The following is an 18,661-nucleotide window of genomic DNA, read 5'->3' on the forward strand; positions in this document are numbered from 1 at the left end:
GCAGGCACCGGCGCGGTCGGCCTATCGTCGCGGGGGTGTGCGCGTTTGTGCTGGTCGCCGAGGACGATGTCAAGCAGGCCGACATCCTGCGCCGCTACCTGGAGCAGGAGGGGCACGCGGTGACCGTGGTGCACGACGGGCGGGCCGCGCTGGAGGTGGCCCGCACCCGCGGCCCCGACCTGGTGGTGCTGGACGTGATGATGCCCGGGCTGGACGGGCTGGACGTGTGCCGGCTGCTGCGCCGGGAGTCCGAGCTGCCGGTGCTGATGCTCACCGCCCGCTCCACCGAGGACGACCTGCTGCTCGGCCTGGACCTGGGCGCGGACGACTACATGACCAAGCCGTTCAGCCCGCGCGAGCTGATGGCCAGGGTGCGCACCCTGTTGCGCCGCACCAGGTCCGCCGCGGACGACCACGTGCTGCGGGCCGGTTCGCTGACGGTGGACCCGTTGCGGCACGAGGCGTTCGTGGACGGCAGGCTGGTGGAGTGCACGGCCGGGGAGTTCGCGCTGCTGACCGCGCTGGCCGAGCAGCCGGGGCGGGTGTTCACCCGGCAACAGCTGCTGGAGCGGACCAGGGGCTACGACAAGTTCATCACCGAGCGGATCATCGACGTGCACGTGATGAACCTGCGCAAGAAGATCGAGGCCGATCCGCGGCGGCCGGCCCGGCTGCTGACGGTGTACCGGGTCGGGTACAAGCTCGCCGACGGCGGCCGTGATGCGCCGTAGGGTCTCGCCGCACCGGAGCCTGGTGGTCAAGCTGCTGGCCAGCTCGGTGCTGATCGCGGTGGCCGCGGTGGGGCTGACCATGTGGCTGACCGCGACCACCACCAGCGAGGCGATCCGGCAGGAGCAGGGCCAGGTGCTCGCCGACGACGCCAGCATCTACGACGGACTGGCCGGCTACGCCGCGACCCACCCGGGCTGGGCGGAGGTCGGGCCGCTGGTGCGGGAACTGGCGGCCAGGACCGGGCGGCGGATCGCGGTCACCGACCAGGACCGCCGGATCCTGGCCGACTCGGCCGCACCGGGCACGCCGCTGCCCGCGCGCACCGCCGCGGTGGTGGACCCGCTGCGGCTGGATCCGGCGCTGGCGCCGGGCGCCGCGCAGAGCCTGATCGACGCGCGCGCCATCGGGCCGTTCCGGCTCAGCGAGCAGGAGCGGGAGCAGTCGCGGCTGAAGGCGGAGAAGATGGCCAACTGCCTGCGCGGCTCGGGCCTGTCACCGCAGACGGTGGTCCTGCCCAACGGCAGGGCCGAGGTCAAGGCCGTCACTCCGGCGGTGAAGGCGGGGCTGGAGGAGTTCTGCGACCGGGGCTGGATCAGCGACACCGAGAAGCAGGCCCTGGACGAGGTGAACAAGCTCGCCGCGGGCTGCCTGCGCCAGCACGGGCAGCCCAGGATCCGGGTGGCGGAGGACTTCACCTGGTACGGCGGCGCCGGGGACGCGGCGGTGATCCGGTCCTGTGTGGACGACGCCCGCCGCGAGCAGCTGCGGCCGCACGTCGCCCCCGCCGCGCTGCTGTTCCTGGCCAGCCAGGCCGATCCGCGCGCGCAGCCCGATCCGGTGCGGGTGGACACCAGCCGGTTGCTGGGACTGGGTTTGCTGGTGCTGGCGCTGACCGTCGGGGTGACCGTGCTGGTCGGCGGGCGGCTGGTGCGGCCGCTGCGGCTGCTCACCGAGGCCGCCTCGGCGGACGGGCGGCGGCGGGTGCCGGTGACCACCAGGGACGAGATCGGCGTGCTGGCGCGGGCGTTCAACGACCTGGCCGATCGGCGGCAGCGCCTGGAGGAACAGCGCAAGGCGATGGTCAGCGACATCGCGCACGAGCTGCGCACCCCGCTGACCACCATCCGCGGTGGGCTGGAGGCCGCGCAGGACGGGGTGGCCGTGCCGGATGACGCCTGGTTGTCCTCCCAGCTGGAGGAAGTGCTGCTGCTGCAACACATCATCGACGACCTGCAGGACCTGGCCGCAGCCGACGCCGGGGCGTTCCGGCTGCACCCGGAACCGGTGTCGGTGCCCGACCTGCTGGACCAGGTGGCCGCCGCGCACCGGGCCAGGGCCGAGCAGTCCGGCATCGCGCTGCGCACCGAGGTCGACGGCGACCCTGAGCTGCACGCCGACCCGGTCCGGCTGCGCCAGCTGGTCGGCAACCTGGTGGCCAACGCGCTGCGGCACACCCCGGCCGGCGGCGAGGTCGTGCTGGCCGCGGGCACCGAGCGCGCGGAGGTGGTGATCTCGGTGGCGGACAACGGTTCCGGCATCGCCGAGGCGGACCTGCCGCTGGTCTTCGAGCGGTTCTGGCGGGCGGAGAAGTCCCGCAACCGGGGCACCGGCGGCAGCGGGCTGGGCCTGGCCATCGTCCGGCAGCTCGCCGAGGCGCACGGCGGCGCCGTGACCGCGACCAGCACCCCGGGGGTGGCCACCGTGTTCACCCTCCGGCTGCCCGCGGACCAGCTGAGCTGACCGGGCGGCGGCAGAGCTGACCACCGGCCAGCCGCCGCGCTGACCAGCCGGCGGCCGGAGCCGCTCCCGGTCACGATGTGTGCCCTCGATCGGCCCCGGCCACCGCGCGCGTTCACAGCTGCCGCCGATCGGTGTAGAAGTGGGGCGTGCCCGACAAACCCCCACTGCGGATCGGCGTGCTCGGCGCGGCCCGCATCGCCCCGGCCGCCCTGCTCACGCCCGCGCGCGCGACACCGGCGGCGGAGGTCGTGGCGATCGCCGCGCGGGATGCGGAACGGGCGCGGCGGTTCGCGCGCAAGCACGACATCGCCAGGGTGCACCCGGACTACGCGAGCCTGCTCGCCGATCCGGACCTCGACGCCGTCTACCTCCCGCTGCCCAACAGCCTGCACGGCCGCTGGACCCTGGCCGCGCTCGCCGCGGGCAAGCACGTGCTGTGCGAGAAGCCGTTCACCGCCAACGCCGCCGAGGCCCGCCAGGTGGCCGCCGCGGCGCTGGGCAGCGGGCTGGTCGTGATGGAGGCCTTCCACTACCGCTACCACCCGCTGTTCCGGCGCGCGGTGGAGATCATCGCCGCCGGTGAGCTGGGCACGGTCGAGCGGATCGAGACCGCGCTGTGCTTCCCGCTGCCCAAGTTCTCCGACATCCGATACCGCTTCGAGCTGGCGGGCGGGGCGCAGATGGACGCGGGCTGCTACGCCGTGCACATGGCCCGCACCCTGGGCCTGGCCGCCGCCGAGGGCGAGCCCGAGGTGCTCTCCGCGCGGGCCAGGCTGCGCGGGGAGGACGTGGACCGGGCCATGCGCGCCGAGCTGCGCTTCCCGGCCGGGCACACCGCGCGGACCCGCTGCTCGATGTGGTCGCGCGACCTGCTGCGGATCTCGGCCAGCGTGCGCGGCGACCGCGGCGAGCTGCGCATCCTCAACCCGGTCGCGCCGCAGTTCGGCCACCGGCTGACCGTGCGCGCCGACGGCCACCGCCGGGTCGAGCGCTTCGACAAGCGCAGCAGCTACGCCCACCAGCTCGACGCCTTCGTCGCGGCCGTCCGGAACGGCGGCCCGGTGCTCACTCCGCCGGCCGACTCGGTGGCCAACATGGCGGTCATCGACGCCATCTACACCGCCGCCGGACTGCCCGCCAGGGTCGCCGACGCCACCTGAGCGCGGTTCAGAACGCCGCGGCCAGCACCGTGCGGCCCTCGGTGTCCAGCACCCGGAAGCCGGCGGCCTCGGTGCGCAGCACGGCGCTGCTGAGGTTGCACCGGATCTCCCCGGCGCCGTTGCCGACGAACTCCCCCGCCGGGTGGTCGCCGCCGCGGCGGTCGGTGACCACCACCCGGTACCCGGCGCCCTGCTCGAAGCCGCGGGCGGTCAGCTTGATCTCGGTGCCCCAGGTGTGCGGCACCAGGTTCGCGCTGGCCGCCACCCTGGCCGCCAGCTGCTGCACCGCGACCGTCTCCAGCGGGGCGGGCGGCAGCCGCAGCAGGTCCGCGGCGACGTAGCCGACGGCGGTGCCGGTCAGCACCGCGAGGGCCACCCCGACGCTGAGCCGGGCCGAGCGGCGGCGCACGGTGCGCCGTTCGGCGCGGATCCGGCCCAGCACCGCCTCGCCCAGTCCCGGCGGCACAGCCGGTTCGTCGCTGACCCGGTCCGGGTCGACCTCGGCCAGCGCCTCGGCCACCGGGACCAGCTCGGCCAGCTCGGCCCGGCAGTCCCCGCAGCAGTCCAGATGTGCTTGCAGGGCAACGCATTCCGGTTCGTCCAGCCGGCCGAGCACGTACGCGCCGAGCTGGGCGCGCAGCACCTGGTGCGACTCGCCGTTCACGGTTCCACGCCCATCTCCTCCATCGCCAGGTGCAGTGCCTTCAGGGCGTAGAAGAGCCGGCTGCGCAGCACCGCGACCGGCACGCCGACCTCGGCGGCCAGCTCCGCGCTGGGCCGTCCGCGCAGGTACGCCTCGACCAGCACCACCCGGTGCGGGCCGGACAGGCGGCGCAGCGCCTCCTCCACCAGCCAGCGGTCCAGCACCGACTCGGCCAGTCCCGGCTCGGTCGCCAGCGCGGGCATCCCCGGACCGGCGGCGTGGGCGGCGGGACGGCCGGCCAGCCGCCGCGCCTGGTCCAGCACCACGGTGCGGGCGATCGCGAACAGCCACACCCGCAGTCCGGCCAGGTCCGGGTCGAACCGGTCGGCCGCCCGCCAGGCCCGCAGGAACACCTCCTGCACCGACTCCTGGGCGGTGCCCTCGTCCCGGAGCTGGCGCAGCGCGAAGCGGTACAGCTCGGGGCCGTGCGCGGCGTAGGCCGCCCGCAGCCCGGTCTCGGCGCTGAGGTCGGTGGCGAGACCGCCCGCGGCGGCGGCCCTGCCCCGTCGACGCCCAGTGCCGCGTCCAACGGTGAACTCCATGGTTTCCCCTTGTGCCGTCGCCGGTGTCTACGAGTCCCGGCCCGGGGCCGTTCAGCCAATGCACACAAACAGACGTATTCGTGACATCCGGTGAACCGGATCCGCCTGCCCCGGCGAATCCTTAGAATGGTCGTGATGCGTCGCCTGCGTTCCCCTCTCGTCATCCTGCTGCTGGTGATCCCGCTGGTCGGCCTGCTGCTGCTGATCAGCGACGGCCCGGCCCCGAAACTGCCCGCGCCCCCCGAGGACGCGCCCAGGGCGGTGGTCGCCCTCGGCGACAGCACGCTGTCCGGGGAAGGCGCGGGCGACTACGAGCCCGGCACCAACGGGGAGAACGGCAACTGGTGCCACCGCTCCACCAAGGCGATGATCAACAAGCTGTCGGTGCCGGACCTCGCGAAGACGTTCAACCTGGCCTGCTCGGGGGCGCGCGCGGCCAACCTGGTCGACCGGCCGCAGCACAACGAGGGCCCGCAGGTGCCCAAGCTGCTGGAGATCGCCCGGCAGTACCGGATCGCCGCGGTCGTGGTGCAGGTCGGCGCGAACGACGAGCCGGGCTTCAGCTCGGTGGTCAAGGACTGCGCGGAGGCCTGGCTGCGCGCGAACGTCACCGGCTGCTCCGGCGCGCTGGCCACCGGCTGGGGCGAGCGGGTGGACAAGATGGTGCCCAAGGTGGCCGCCGCGCTCAAGGCGATCCGCGCGGGCATGCGGGAGAACGGCTATCCGGACGCCAGCTACCAGCTGGTGGTGCAGTCCTACGCCGCGCCGGTGGGCCGGACCGTGGTGCACAGCCTGCGCAACCTGGGCGGCTGCCCGTTCCGCGGCGGCGACCTGGAATGGGTGCAGGACAAGGCGGTCGGCGAGCTGGCCGCCGGGCTGCGCACCGCAGCGGCCGCGGCCGACGCCCGGTTCCTGGACCTGTCCAGGGCCGGCATGGGCCGGGAGGCCTGCTCGACCAGCGGCACCGGCGACGGGGAGTGGTTCACCCGCTTGAAGATCAGCTGGACGGACCTCAGCGACGAGGGCCGCTCGGCGCACGCGATGCAGGAGTCCTTCCACCCGAACGCGGCCGGGCACGAGCAGTTCGCCCGCTGCCTGAGCCAGTTCCTGCAGACCTCGGACAAGGCCGCGGCCTGCGTGGCCGACCCCGAGCGCAACCTGCGGCCGGTGCCGGGCGCGGCCATCGGGGCCAGGGCGGCGAAGTAGCGGGGTGTCCCGCGTTCCGGGGATACGGCACCAGCTGGTCTCGATCTAGGCTGCTGCCATGGACCTGGTCTACGAGCGTCGCGGTTCGGGTGCGCCGCTGGTGCTGCTGCACGGCGTCGGGCACCACTGGCAGGCCTGGGAGCCGGTGCTGGACCGGCTGGCCGAGCACCGGGACGTGATCGCGCTGGACTTCCCCGGCTTCGGGGCCTCGCCGATGTTCGCCGACGGCGTCCGGGTGCACCCCGGGCTGCTGGCCGACGTGGTGCTGGAGTTCTGCGCCAGGCTGGGCGTTGACCGGCCGCACGTGGCCGGGAACTCGATGGGCGGGCTGGTCGGACTGCTGCTGGCCCAGCGCGGGCAGGTGCGCAGCGTGACCGCGCTGTCCCCGGCCGGGCTGTGGACCCCGCGCGAGCGGGCCTGGGCGTTCCAGGTGCTGCGCGCCTGCCGGCACGCGGCCAGGGTGCTGCCGCCGGGTGTGGTGGCCAGGCTGGCCGAGCGGCCGGTGGCGCGGACCCTGTTCACCGGGATGATCTACGCGCGGCCCGCGGCCCGGTCCGCGGCCGCGGTGGTGGCCGAGGTGCGGGCGCTGCGCGAGGCGGCCGGGTTCGACGTGGCGCTGGCGGTGGGCCGGGAGTTCCGGCTCCAGGGCACGGTGCCCGCCGAGGTGCCGGTGACGGTGGCCTGGGGCACCAAGGACCGGGTGCTCTCCCGCCGGCAGGGCCTGCGCGTGCGGGACCTGGCGCCGCAGGCCCGGCTGGTGGAGCTGCCCGGCTGCGGGCACGTGCCGATGAGCGACGACCCGGACCTGGTGGCCGAGGTGCTGCTGCGCGGTTCGGCGGGCGGGGTGGTCAGTCCGCCTTCGCCACGAGCACCAGCTTGAACTTGCCAGTGACAAGATCGCGTTCCGGCGGGCGCGGATCGAGGGAGACGTCCACCGTGCCCAGGCCCTGCCTGGCCAGGTAGCCGCACAGCTTGTCCCGCAGCAGCGGCCAGGCGTCCTCGGTGGTGGCCGCCAGCCGGACCTGGAGCCGGTCGGCGGCGGTCTGCACGATCTGGAAGCGGCGCACCCCGGGCAGGCCGTCGACCACCGTGGTGACCGCCAGCGGCAGCAGCCGCACGGTGCTGCCGTCGGGGGCGCGCAGCGCGAGCAGGTCGTTGGTGCGGCCCTGCACCCGCACGGTGGGGAACTGGCGGCCGCAGCCGCAGAAGTCGGCGTCCACGGTGACCGCGTCGCCCAGGTCGTAGCGGATGATCGGCTGCACCCGGTTGGCCAGGTTGGTCAGCAGGACCGAGGTCGAGGGCATGCCGGGGGTGACCGGGCGGCCGCGCTCGTCCACCGGCTCCAGCACCGCCCAGTCGTCGTTGACGTGCAACCGGTCCAGCGCGCAGGTGAAGGTGAGCAGCATGAACTCCGTGCAGCCGTACTGGTTGCGCACCTCGGCGCCGAAGGCCTGGGCCAGCAGCGCCCGGTCCGCGGCCGGGATGGCCTCGCCGCCGGTGGTGACCAGCGCGGGCGCGATGCGCAGCCGCCCGGCCAGCTGCTCGTGCGCCAGCGCGACCTGCGCGGTGGCGTAGCCGCCCAGCATCGTGGGCTGGTACTCGTTGAGCTCGGCCACCGTCTCCGCGATCGGCGCGTGCACCGAGAACACCCGTAACCGCTCGGCCCGCGAGGCCCGCCGCGAACGCTGGAACTCCGCGGTGGCCACCCCGCCGAAGTGGCCGTCGGTGGCGACCAGGCTGGCCATCCGCCCGCCCTCGGCCGCGATCCGGCGCAGCAGGCCCGGTCCCAGCGCGGGCATGGTGCGCAGCGCGCCCAGCGCGGTGGACACCGAACGCATCCGCTCGTCGTGCAGGACCACCGCGCGCTGCCCGCTGCTGCCCGAGGTGGTCGAGACCAGGTAGCGGTCCCGGAACAGCACGCCGATCCGGTCCGGGTCGGCCAGGTGGGCCTCCACCTCGGCCAGCCGGACGGCCGGGTCGGTGACCCACTCGTCGAAGCGGTCCATCAGCTCCGGCTTGCTCGTCGGCGGCAGGTCGGTGAGCCGGTAGTCCCTGAGCAGGTCCGCGTAGTGGGCGCGGTAGAAGGGGGAGCCGGCCCTGGCGAAGGAGACCAGCTCGGTGATCCGGGCCCGCTGCCGGGCGAGCACCCGGGCGCGCTCGCCCCGCCGGTCCCGCCACGCCTGCCAGTGCGTCTTCATGGTCAGCCCCCAGGCCGCTGGTTGGGCGACCACGGTATTTCCTCCCGCGTACGGCCACAACCGAGTGCGGTAGCGTCCGCCGGGAGAAATCGCCAGTACCAGCCTGTTCTAGGGAGTGCCTGCCATGTCGTCCAGTGAGCTGCTGCCCGGCACGCGACGTGCGTTGTTGCGACGGGTGGCCGTCGAGCAGGCGAGCAGCCGGCTCCCCTCGCTCACCACCGGGCTGGTCCGCGGCGGCGAGCTGGTCTTCAGCGGGGCCCGCGGCCAGGTCGAGGGCGCGCCGGTCACCCTGGACACCCAGTACCGGATCGGCTCGATCACCAAGACCTTCATCGCGCTGCTGGTCATGCGCCTGCGCGATGAGGGCAAGCTGGACCTGTCCGACCAGCTCGACCGGCACCTGCCCGGCACCCCGCTGGGCGGGCGGACCGTGGCGCAGCTGCTCTCGCACACCTCCGGCCTCACCGCCGAATCCCCCGGCCCGTGGTGGGAACGCTCCCCCGGCTACCCGGCCAGTACCCTGATCGACGGCCTGACCAGCGAGGACGTCCCGCACCGGGCGGGCCGCCGGTTCCACTACTCCAACGTCGGCTACGGCCTGCTCGGCGAGCTGGTGGCCCGGCTGCGCGGCCGGTCCTGGGAGGACGCGCTGCGCGCGGAGCTGCTGGAGCCGCTGGGCATGCAGCGCACCACCGCGATGCCCAAGCCGCCGCACGCGCACGGCTGGGCGGTGCACCCGTGGGCCGACGTGCTGCTGCCCGAGCCCGCGCACGACGCGGTCTCGATGGCCCCGGCCGGGCAGCTGTGGTCCACCATCACCGACCTGTCCCGGCTGGCCCGGTTCCTGCTCGGCGACACCGCCGAGGTGCTGCACCCGGACACCGTGGCCGAGATGCGCGAACCGGCCACCGTGGACGACGGCGACGAGTGGCGCGCCGGGTACGGCCTCGGCCTGCAACTGGTGCGGCACAAGGGCAGGCGGCTGGCCGGGCACACCGGGTCGATGCCCGGGTTCGTCTCCACGGTGTGGGTGGACCCGAAGGAGGACACCGCGGTGCTGTACCTGACCAACAGCACCGTCGGCCCCGCGGGCCCGATCGCCACCGACCTGCTCGACCTGCTGCACGAGCTGGAGCCGCACCTGCCCGAGGAGTGGGCGCCGCAGCCCTCGGCCGATCCGGCGCTGCTCGCGCTGACCGGCCAGTGGTACTGGGGCCCGAGCCCGTACGCGCTGCGGCTGCTGCCCGACGGCCTGCTCGACCTGAGCCCGTGGAGCGGCCGGGGCCGGGCCTCCCGGTTCCGCGCCAACGACGACGGCACCTGGACCGGGCTGGACGGCTACTACGCCGGGGAGAAGCTGCGCATCGGGCGCGCGGCCGACGGCACCGCCATCCACCTGGACGTCAACACCTTCATCTTCACCCGCACCCCGTACGACCCGGCCGCGCCGATCCCCGGCGGGGTGAACCCGGCGGGCTGGGTGCCGGTGGAGCCGAACTGACGATCTACCTGCCGGTGTTGGCGGGACTGGGCGGATCGGCCAAGATTCCGTGGCATGCCGTCCAGTCCCCGCCGACGACGCCCCCGACTGACCGCCACCAGCCGGATCCGCCGCGCCCGCCCGGCCGCCCGCCCCGCCCCGCCGCCCGCACCCGCCGCGCCCGCGGCCCCGCCGCCGCTGCCGCCCGCGCCGCCCGCCCGGCGAGCAGCCCGCGGTCTGCTGCTGCCGGTGGCCGTGTTGCTGGTCGGCCTGGCCGCGCTGGGCACGCTGTGGATCGCCTCGCGGTCGCTGGCCGCCACCGAGGCGCAGCTCACGCTGACCGCGCAGTCCCAAGCGGCGCAACGGTTCACCGAGGCGGTCGGCCAGCTCGGCTCGGCCAAGGCGGACATCCGGCTGGGCGCGATCTACGGCCTGGACAGCCTGATCCGCGACTCGGCCAAGGACGCGGCCAGGAGCGTGGAGGTGCTCACCGCGTTCGTGCGCAGCAGGGCCCCGATCGAGCACTGCGCCGGTGACACCGCGCAGGCCCTGCAACGCCCGGCCGAGGACGTGCAGGCCGCGATCACCGTGATCGCCCGCCGCGGCAGCGTCTCCGGCGACCGCCTCAACCTCAGCCGCGCCTGCCTGGCCGGGGCCGACCTGACCCAGGCCCACCTGGACCGCGCCGACCTGACCGGCACCGACCTGAGCCGGGCCAACCTGGCCCGCGCCCGGCTGCGCTCGGCCGACCTGAGCGACGGCGTGCTGGTGCAGACCGACCTCACCGGGGCCGACCTGCGCCGCGAGGAGGGCGCGGACGCCTGGACCACCCGCCTGCGCCAGGCCAACCTGACCGGCGCGAACCTCACCTCGGCCAACCTCACCGGCGCGGACCTCGCGGGTGCGGAGCTGACCTCGGCCCGGCTGACCGGCGCCGACCTCACCGGCGCGGACCTGCGCGAGGCCACCGGGGTCAGCTGATCAGCGCGGCAGCCGGGCGGCCACCGCCTTGGCCAGTTCGGTGAGCGGCTGGCAGAGCTGCTCCCCCGGCACGGTGTTGTCGCGCAGGTGCAGCCGGACCACCTCGATCATGGGGCGGCCCAGGGCGTCGGAGAGCGGCCGGTGCGGGATGTCGGCCTCACAACCGTCCTCATCGACCTTGACCAATCCGTCCACGCCCGCGCCGAACTCGACGCTCCGGCCGCCTCTGCGCTGGGCCAGCGGCGGCTTGCGGTCGAACTCGATCATGACCTCGCGGCTGCCCCGCACCCACTCGCAGTCCCAGTCGCCGAAGCCGGGATCGGCCTCGGCCTCGCCGATGACCGGAACCAGCTCGGCGCGGGTGAGCAGCGCGCAGGCCTCCAGGCGCGCCAGCGAGTTCTCCGGGGCCTCGGTGGGACGACGCTTGACCTGCCCCTGGGTGAGCACCTGGAGCACACCGGTGGTCAGGGCCTCGGCCATGTCGCACAGCGGGGCCGGCCGGTCGCGGAGGTGCTCGGCCCGGATGCGGATGCGGTAGCCGTCCGGCAGGTGCACGGTGCGTTCACATTCATCGTCCCGTTGCGCCGGCCGGTGGATCGGGGCGATCACGGTGGCGGTCGGGGTGGGGGTGCTGGCGCCGGGATAGCCCTGCAACTGCACCTGGACGCTGACCTCGTCGGCCGGGTCGTCCGGCTTCATGCGCACCAGCACCCGGCAGCGGTTGAAGTTGCCGTAGTCCTCGTCCCGGACCGGCTGCCCGAAGCGGCTCAGCGCGGATGCCTCGACCAGGGCGCACGGGTCGACGGTGCGCGGGTCGCCGAGCAGGCGCTGCCGGTCCTCCGACGGCGAGCCGGCCTTCGGCCAGAACACCGCGGCCGCCACCAGCACCGCGGCGGCCGCGGCGGTGCAGACCGGCCAGCGGCGGCGCGCCGGCGGCGGGACGCGGATGGTCAGCTCCAGGCCGTTGGCCACCTCGGCGAGCATGGCTCTGGCCGCCTCCGCGCTGGGCCTGCGGCGGGGATCCTTGTGCAGCAACACATCCAGCACCCGGCCCAGCGGACCGTCCTGGTGGTGCGGCTCCAGCAGGCAGGCGCCGGCGAGGGCGAGCTGGCCCTGCGGTCCCGAGCCACCCCACGGCGACTGGCCCTCCACCGCGGCGAAGAGGGTGGCGCCCAGGGAGAAGACGTCCGAGGCACTGGTCGCGAGCTTCCGGTTGGCGACCTCGGGGGCGACGTAACCGGGGGTGAAGTCCGAGCCAGCCTCACTGTCACCGGTCTCCTCGGCCCAGCGGGCGATGCCCAGATCGGTCAGCTTGGCCTGGCCAGTGGCGGTGAGGAGCACGTTGCCCGGTTTCACGTCCTGGTGCACGATCCCGGCCCGGTGGATGGCGGCGAGCGCGGCGGCCAGCTGCTCGCCGATCCGGGCCGCCCGCTCCGGGGCCAGCGGACCGTCCTCGTCGATGACCTTGGCCAGGTCGCGGGATTCCAGGTACTCGGTGACCACCCAGTGGTCCTCGCCCTCGGTGAACGAGGTGAACACGGTGACCACGTTCGGGTGGTCGAGCGCGGCGCCCTGGACCGCTTCCCGCCGGGTCCGCCGCCCCCGCTCCCCATCGTCCGCCCTGGAGCGCTTCATGGCCACCACGCGGTTCAGCTCGACATCGCGGGCCCGCCAGACCTCGCCGTGGCCACCGCTGCCCAGCTTCGCCAGCAACCGGTAACGGCCTGCGATCAGCTCGTCACTCCCCATGTGCGGGCAGTGTAGGCACGGCGCTTGTCTAGACGGCTGGTGGCCGGTCCTCATACGGCGTGGACAGCACAACCGTGGTCCGGGTGGAGACGTTGGCGACCTCGCGGATCCGCCGCAGCAGGTCCTCCAGTGCCGTCGCCCTGGCCACCCGGACCAGCAGGATGTACGACTCGTCCCCGGCCACCGAGTAGCAGGACTGCACCTCGGGCAGGGCGGCCAGGCGTTGCGGGTAGTCGTCAGGAGCCGAGGGGTCGATGGGGGTGAGCGAGATGAACGCGGTCAGCGGCAGGCCGACCTGCTCGTGGTCGAGCCTGGCCGCGTAGCCGCGCAGCACCCCGCGCTGTTCCAGCCGTCGCACCCGTTGGTGCACGGCCGAGACACTCAGCCCCACCTTCTCCGCGAGATCGGTGAAACTGCAGCGGCCGTCCTCGGACAGCACCCGCAGGATCGCGCGGTCGATCGGCTCAAGATTCGTCACGCGGGTAGTGATACCAGGTCATGCGGCTGGTTGTTCAGTCGCTGGACACCGGTTTCCGTAACGACCACGATGTCCTCGATCCGCGCGCCCCACCGGCCGGGCAGGTACACCCCGGGCTCGATGCTGAAGGCCATGCCCGGCTCCAGCAGCAGGTCGTTGCCGGCCACGATGTAGGGCTCCTCGTGCACCTCCAGGCCGATGCCGTGGCCGGTGCGGTGCACGAAGTACTCGCCGAGCCCGGCCTGCTCCAGCACCTGACGGCCCGCGGCGTCCACCGACTCGGCGGTCACACCGGGCCGGACCGCGCGCACCGATGCCTCCTGGGCGGCCAGCAGCGCGGCGTAGCCGGTGGCCACGTCGGCGTGCGCGGGCTCGCCGAGCACGTAGTTGCGGGTGCAGTCGGAGTTGTAGCCCTCGGCGACCGGGCCGCCGATGTCGACCACCACCACGTCCCCGGCCTGGATCACCCGGTCGGACAGCGAGTGGTGCGGGCTGGCGCCGTTGGGCCCGGAGCCGACGATGACGAACTCGGCGTGGGTGTGCCCCTCGGCCACGATCGCGGCCGCGATGTCCGCGCCCACCTCGGCCTCGGTGCGCCCGACCTTGAGCCACTCCGCCATCCGGGCGTGCACCCGGTCGATGGCCTCGGCGGCCTTGCGCAGCCCGGCGATCTCGCTGGCGTCCTTGCGCATCCGCAGCTCGCGCAGCACCGGCCCGGCCAGCACCTGCTCGGCCCCCGGCAGCGCGGCCCGCAGCGGCAGCACGTGCCGGGCGGTCATCGCATCGGCCACCGCCACCCGCGACGGCGCCTGGCCCGTGCACCGCAGCAGGTCGGCGACCAGCCGGTACGGGTCCTCGCCGTCGACCCAGGTGACCAGCTCCACACCCAGCTCGGCCAGCGGCAGCGCGCTGTAGCCGGGGGCTTCCAGCTTGGGCAGCACCAGCGCGGGCGGCGCGCCGTCCTCGGCGGGCAGCACCAGGCAGGTGAGCCGCTCGAAGGACTCCCCGCCCGCGCCGAGCAGGTAGCGCAGGTCCGAGCCCCCAGCGACGAGCAGCGCGTCCACCCCGGCGGCGGTCGCGGCGGCGGCCGCGCGCTCCAGCCTGGCGGTGTGCGCCTGAACGTCCACTTCTCCGGTCGTCGTCGACATGGGCGCTACTTTATGCGGTCCATCTGCCGCCACACCCGGAAGACCAGCGGACACAACGTGGCAACCAGGTACAGCCCGCCGGTGAGCCACATCGTGGTGGCCAGGCCGAGGTGGTCCACCGACAGTCCGGCCAGCACGGTGCCCACCGGCATCCCGGCCGCGCAGCCCGCCGCGGTCACGCCGAAGACCACCGGCCGCTGCGCCTCCGGGATCCGCTCGTACTCCACCACGGTCAGGATCGGGTTGATCGCCCCGCACAGCAGCCCGATCGCCACGAAGCCCGCGACCAGTGTGAACATCCCCGGTTCGGCGATCAGCAGGAGCTGTTTGGGCGCGCCGACGGCGAGGAAGGCCAGGGTGTAGACCGGCCAGCGCGGCAGCCGCGGCCCGAGCCAGCCGTAGAGCACGGTGCCCACCAGCGCCGCCCCGCCGAAGACGCCGGTGACCACGCCGAGGGCGACGCTGCTGCCCAGCACGTCCTTGGCGTAGCGGGGTAAGAGCACCGAGTAGACCGCGGCGTCCATCAGGTTGGTGACCATCAGCATCAGCGTGATCGCGCCGATCAGCCGGTCCTTGCGCAGGTAGCCGACCCCGGCGCGCAGATCGGCCAGGTAGGCCCGCGCGCCGCGCTTGGCGGGCACGTCGTCGGGGTGCACGCCGGGCACGAACAGCCCGACCAGCAGCGCGGAGACCAGGAAGGTGGCCGCGTCCACGAACAGCACCTCGGCCGCGCCGGTGACCGCGATCAGCACCCCGGCCAGCATCGGCCCGACCATCTTGGCCGCGCGGGAGGCCCCGTCCGCGGCGCTGGCCGCCCGCTCCAGCGGGGTGCCGCCGAGCTTGGCCAGCTCGGGCACGACGGTGGAGCGTGCGGTTTCCCCCGGCGCGCGGCTGATCCCGAGCACCGCGACCAGCAGCACCAGCTGCCACAGCGCCAGTCCGACGGTCAGGTGCAGCACCGGGATGGCCAGCACCGCCAGCGCGGCCAGCAGGTCGGAGAGCACGCTGGCCCCGCGCGCGCCGAAGCGGGCCACCATCGGCCCGCCCAGCGCCGAGGAGGCCACCACCGCGATCAGCTCGACCGCGGCGACCAGGCCGGTCTGGGTGGAGCTGCCGGTGGTCTCCAGCACGAACCACGGGATGGCCAGGAAGGTCATCATGGTGCCGCACACCGACACCCCGTTGGCCGCGAACAGCGCCACCAGCGGCGCGCGGCGGCGCACCGGCGCGGGCGCGAGGTCCTCGACGATCACGCTTCCTCCTTCTTGCTACGGCGCGGGAAGGACTGCCACTGGGTGACCACCGAGGTGTCGCCCTCGCGGCGCGGACGTTCGTAGCGGTCGAGCACCTGCTCCAGCTCGGCGTTGAGCGCGGTCAGCTCCGCCGGGGTCAGCCACATCAGCCGGTCGGACAGCGAGGCGGCGTCGATCCACTCCCGCGGCCAGCTGGCCATCTCACCCACGTACTGGCTGGCCTTGCGGTAGTAGATGTCGACGATCTCGTGCAGGAACGCGCCCATCGCGCCCTGGGCCGCCGGGTCCTCGAGCAGGTCGCCGATCTCGAAGGAGGTCAGCTGGTGCCGGGCCCGCCACCAGCGGTCCCTGCGGTTGCCGCGCCCGGGGTCCTCCTCGATGAACCCGTACTCGGCGAGCTGGCGCAGGTGCCAGCTGGTGGTGCCGGAGCTCTCCCCCAGCCGCTCGGCCAGGCCGGAGGCGGTGGCCGGTCCGTCGGCGCGCAGCAGGCCCAGGATTTCCAGCCGCAGCGGGTGGGCCAGGCCGCGCAGGGTGCGCGCGTTCAGCTGGGTGACCCGTTCCAGCGGACGCTCGTCTTCGCTCACGAGCAGCACCGTACAATCGCCAAGGACTCTTTGCAAAGGGTTCTTGGTGATTTTTGTCGGACAGTCGTGGCAGGCTGTGCGGGGTGAACGCTCCCCTCGTGCTGATCGACGCGGCCAGCCTGTGGTTCCGGGCCTTCTACGCCGTGCCGGAGTCGATGACCGCCCCCGACGGCACCCCGGTCAACGCCGTGCGCGGTTTCACCGACATGGTCGCCAGGCTGATCGCCGACCGGCGGCCGGGCCGCCTGGTGGCCTGCCTGGACGCGGACTGGCGACCGGCGTTCCGGGTCGAGGCGCTGCCTTCGTACAAGGCGCACCGGGTGGCCGAGGAGGGCGACGGCAGCGAGGAGCAGGTGCCGGACACGCTGACCCCGCAGGTCCCGGTGATCCTGGACGTGCTGGACGCGGCCGGCATCGCCACCGCGGAGGCCGAGGGCTACGAGGCCGACGACGTGATCGGCGCGCTGGCCTTCGCCGAGAGCAAGGACCCGGTGGAGGTGGTCACCGGCGACCGCGACCTGTTCCAGCTGGTCCGGGACGCGCCGGTGCCGGTCCGGGTGGTCTACGTGGGCAAGGGCATCGCCAAGGCGGAGACCTTCGGCCCGGTGGAGCTGGCCGCCAAGTACGCCCTGCCCGAGGAGAACGCGGGCGCGGCCTACGCCGCCATGGCCGTGCTGCGCGGCGACCCCAGCGACGGCCTGCCCGGCGTCGCGGGCATCGGCGAGAAGACCGCGGCCAAGCTGATCACCCAGTTCGGCTCCCTGGAGGCCCTGCTGGCCGCGGTGTCCGACCCGATGGACCGGGTGCTCACCGCCCGCGCCCGCACCAGCCTGACCGCCGCCGCGGACTACCTCGCGGTCGCGCCCAAGGTGGTCAACGTCGCGGTGGACGCCCCGGTCCGGATGTACCGCGAGGACCTCCTGCCGGCCACCCCCGCCGACCCGGCCCGCTTCGCCGCCCTCGGCCACCGCTGGGGCATCGACCGCTCGCTGAACCGCCTGCTCCAGGCGCTGAAGGCGAACGCGGGCTAGCCGACCGGCCAGCCCAGCGCCGAGACCTCACGCCGCACCCGCGCCCAGTCCGCGCCAGGCGCCAGCCGCCGCGTCAGCTCCGCGGTCAACGGCGCCTGGCGCAGCACCTCCCTGACCGCGCGGTAGTCCAGCTCGCGCTGGTAGTAGTCCTGCGCGAACCCGTGGTACCCCTCGGTCCCGTTCGCGGCCACCACCTGGAACAGCCAGCGCGACCCGTCCGGATCGTCCCCGGCAGGGAACACGATCTCCCCGCACTGCCACCGGTTCCCGTTCCACCGCCGCCACACCACCACGGTCGCGGCCAGCAGGTCGTCCAGGCAGAACGCGGGCTCCTCCACCAGGTCCGCGAAGTCGGTGGGCAGCTCGTCCACCAGTCCCGGCCACAGCTCCCCGTCATCGGAGACGAACGGGCTCATCGCCGACTCGTGGTCGAACCCCCTGATGAAGACCCCGGCCTCCTGGAACACGATCGAGTACTCATCGCCGGAGCCGTTGCGCATCCAGGCCAGTTCGCGGCCCTGCGCCCAGTCCGGGTCGTAGCCGAAGTAGCGGGACCCCGGGTCCTCGTTGAGCACGACCTCCAGCGCCGCGATGGCCCGGCAGCGGGCGCGCAGGGTGTCGATGTCGGGCAGCTCGCGCACCAGATCCAGGACCGTCACGCCTCCATCAGAGCACGGCCCCCTGACATCAGCGGAACTTCGCCGTCCGCTGGTGGTACTCCTCTTCGGCGTCCGCCCCCAGGTACCCCCACGGGATCCGGTGCAGCCGGTCCCCCATCCCGGCCAGGTGCGCCTTCGCCCGCTCCCGGTCCATCGCCATGCAGAACGCGGCCGCGAACAGGTTGTGCGCCTCCAGGTCCCTGGGGTGCCTCTGGGTCTCGGTGCGCCACCGGTCGGCGGCCTCGGCGAGCTCGCCGGCCACCTTGGCGAAGTGGCGGACCTGCAAGGTGGCGATCTTGAGCGGGCTGCGTTCCTCGATCAGCTTGCGCAACCGGGGCAGGTAGGTCTCGAAGTAGGCCAGCGGCAGCATGGCCACCAGCGGGTTGCCCGGCGGGGCCTTGTCCACGCAGCCGTGCGCGAAGGCCAGCATCTCCTCCTCCGAGCCACCCCACTTGGCGGCCAGGTACTGCAAGCGGTGCCAGTGCGCCGGGTACAGCATCGGCGCGCGGTCGATGACCTTGCGCCAGAGGTCGTCGTTCTGTTCCCGGTCCACGTTCAGGCCCCGCGCCACCGGCATCAGGCTGACCCACGGCGCGGCGTCCTTGGGCAGCAGCTTCGCGCTGCGGTGCAAGGGTTCCACCGCGCGGCGCAGGGTGGCGTGGAAGAGCTTGGCGCGGTCGGCGCCGACGGTGGAGCCGCTGCCGGAGCCGCGGATGGCCCAGGCCTCCTGGATCCGGGCCTCGCCGACCAGCAGCCACAGGTCGGGGTCCTCGGCCTGTTCGGCGATGGCGGTCAGCTCGTCGCTGTGGCCGATCACGGTCTTGCCCAGCACCGCGGCGCGCAGGGTGCGGGTCTCGGGGTCCTCGCGGCATTCGGCCAGCACGGTCAGCCCGGCCTGCAGGCTGCCCTCGCCCAGCTCCGCGACCGCGGCGTCCAGCACCGGGTCGTGGTAGGCGCGGTCCTGGACCATCAGCGGTCTTGGCTGGGCCGCTTCCTTACGCGCGGCCGACCTCTTCC

The 18,661-nt window shown here is 73.9% G+C and carries 18 protein-coding genes; 8 read left to right on the top strand and 10 right to left on the bottom strand.

From position 1 onward, the window contains the following. Positions 1-35 precede the first annotated feature (35 nt). From N8J89_RS27175 to N8J89_RS27185, 3 genes are all read left to right on the top strand, one after another. Positions 36-731, top strand: coding sequence for a response regulator transcription factor (locus tag N8J89_RS27175; RefSeq protein WP_283659843.1), 696 nt, complete (start codon positions 36-38; stop codon positions 729-731). Continuing rightward, the gene (locus N8J89_RS27180; protein WP_283659844.1) at positions 721-2,472 is read left to right on the top strand and encodes a sensor histidine kinase; all 1,752 of its coding nucleotides are present in this window, start codon (positions 721-723) and stop codon (positions 2,470-2,472) included. Before N8J89_RS27175 ends, N8J89_RS27180 begins: the two co-directional genes overlap by 11 nt. Before the next feature lie 146 nt (positions 2,473-2,618). Next, complete coding sequence (locus tag N8J89_RS27185) at positions 2,619-3,632, top strand: Gfo/Idh/MocA family protein (protein ID WP_283659845.1); 1,014 nt, start codon at positions 2,619-2,621, stop codon at positions 3,630-3,632. A gap of 7 nt (positions 3,633-3,639) precedes the next feature. Here N8J89_RS27185 and N8J89_RS27190 read toward each other — a convergent pair whose 3' ends face one another. Together N8J89_RS27190 and N8J89_RS27195 are read right to left on the bottom strand one after the other, a co-directional pair. Beyond that, on the bottom strand, positions 3,640-4,296 hold the full coding sequence (locus N8J89_RS27190) for an anti-sigma factor family protein (RefSeq protein ID WP_283659846.1): 657 nt from the start codon (positions 4,294-4,296) through the stop codon (positions 3,640-3,642). Further along, entirely contained in the window at positions 4,293-4,877 is a 585-nt protein-coding gene (locus N8J89_RS27195) for a sigma-70 family RNA polymerase sigma factor (protein WP_283659847.1), read from the bottom strand. The genes N8J89_RS27190 and N8J89_RS27195 overlap by 4 nt, the downstream gene beginning before the upstream one ends. 135 nt (positions 4,878-5,012) lie before the next feature. On the opposite strand from N8J89_RS27195, the gene N8J89_RS27200 reads away from it, so the two are divergent. Then, the gene (locus N8J89_RS27200; protein ID WP_283659848.1) at positions 5,013-6,083 is read left to right on the top strand and encodes a GDSL-type esterase/lipase family protein; all 1,071 of its coding nucleotides are present in this window, start codon (positions 5,013-5,015) and stop codon (positions 6,081-6,083) included. A gap of 58 nt (positions 6,084-6,141) precedes the next feature. Beyond that, entirely contained in the window at positions 6,142-6,963 is an 822-nt protein-coding gene (locus N8J89_RS27205) for an alpha/beta fold hydrolase (RefSeq protein WP_283659849.1), read from the top strand. Here the strand turns inward: N8J89_RS27205 and N8J89_RS27210 are convergent. After that, the gene (locus N8J89_RS27210; RefSeq protein WP_283659850.1) at positions 6,932-8,314 is read right to left on the bottom strand and encodes a phenylacetate--CoA ligase family protein; all 1,383 of its coding nucleotides are present in this window, start codon (positions 8,312-8,314) and stop codon (positions 6,932-6,934) included. The two genes, N8J89_RS27205 and N8J89_RS27210, sit on opposite strands and share 32 nt — an antisense overlap. 91 nt (positions 8,315-8,405) lie before the next feature. Here N8J89_RS27210 and N8J89_RS27215 point away from each other — a divergent pair, with 91 nt between their 5' ends. Further along, entirely contained in the window at positions 8,406-9,782 is a 1,377-nt protein-coding gene (locus N8J89_RS27215; protein WP_283659851.1) for a serine hydrolase domain-containing protein, read from the top strand. Between the two features lie 54 nt (positions 9,783-9,836). After that, on the top strand, positions 9,837-10,742 hold the full coding sequence (locus tag N8J89_RS27220; protein ID WP_283659852.1) for a pentapeptide repeat-containing protein: 906 nt from the start codon (positions 9,837-9,839) through the stop codon (positions 10,740-10,742). On the opposite strand, the gene N8J89_RS27225 is transcribed toward N8J89_RS27220, so the two are convergent. Genes N8J89_RS27225 through N8J89_RS27245 form a run of 5 tightly spaced genes read right to left on the bottom strand, consistent with a single transcriptional unit; the run spans position 10,743 to position 15,954 of the window. Continuing rightward, positions 10,743-12,491: a serine/threonine-protein kinase gene (locus N8J89_RS27225; RefSeq protein ID WP_283659853.1), complete on the bottom strand. Its 1,749-nt coding sequence runs from the start codon at positions 12,489-12,491 to the stop codon at positions 10,743-10,745. A gap of 28 nt (positions 12,492-12,519) precedes the next feature. Continuing rightward, positions 12,520-12,969: an Lrp/AsnC family transcriptional regulator gene (locus N8J89_RS27230; protein ID WP_283659854.1), complete on the bottom strand. Its 450-nt coding sequence runs from the start codon at positions 12,967-12,969 to the stop codon at positions 12,520-12,522. Continuing rightward, entirely contained in the window at positions 12,966-14,117 is a 1,152-nt protein-coding gene (locus N8J89_RS27235; RefSeq protein WP_283659855.1) for a M24 family metallopeptidase, read from the bottom strand. Before N8J89_RS27235 ends, N8J89_RS27230 begins: the two co-directional genes overlap by 4 nt. A 5-nt stretch (positions 14,118-14,122) precedes the next feature. Beyond that, positions 14,123-15,370, bottom strand: coding sequence for an MFS transporter (locus tag N8J89_RS27240; protein WP_283659856.1), 1,248 nt, complete (start codon positions 15,368-15,370; stop codon positions 14,123-14,125). Continuing rightward, positions 15,367-15,954 carry a winged helix-turn-helix domain-containing protein gene (locus N8J89_RS27245; protein WP_283659857.1) on the bottom strand — a complete coding sequence of 196 codons (588 nt, stop codon included), beginning with the start codon at positions 15,952-15,954 and terminating at the stop codon, positions 15,367-15,369. Before N8J89_RS27245 ends, N8J89_RS27240 begins: the two co-directional genes overlap by 4 nt. An 83-nt stretch (positions 15,955-16,037) precedes the next feature. On the opposite strand from N8J89_RS27245, the gene N8J89_RS27250 reads away from it, so the two are divergent. Then, positions 16,038-16,985, top strand: a complete 948-nt coding sequence (locus N8J89_RS27250; RefSeq protein ID WP_283659858.1) for a 5'-3' exonuclease — start codon at positions 16,038-16,040, stop codon at positions 16,983-16,985. Here the strand turns inward: N8J89_RS27250 and N8J89_RS27255 are convergent. Further along, a complete protein-coding gene (locus N8J89_RS27255) occupies positions 16,982-17,644 on the bottom strand; it encodes a hypothetical protein (protein ID WP_283659859.1) in 663 nt (220 codons plus the stop codon). The genes N8J89_RS27250 and N8J89_RS27255 overlap by 4 nt on opposite strands. A 28-nt stretch (positions 17,645-17,672) precedes the next feature. Then, positions 17,673-18,614 carry a hypothetical protein gene (locus tag N8J89_RS27260; protein WP_283659860.1) on the bottom strand — a complete coding sequence of 314 codons (942 nt, stop codon included), beginning with the start codon at positions 18,612-18,614 and terminating at the stop codon, positions 17,673-17,675. Positions 18,615-18,661 lie beyond the last annotated feature (47 nt).

It is taken from the genome of Crossiella sp. CA-258035 (assembly GCF_030064675.1).
In the GTDB taxonomy this organism is placed as follows: Bacteria; Actinomycetota; Actinomycetes; order Mycobacteriales; family Pseudonocardiaceae; genus Crossiella.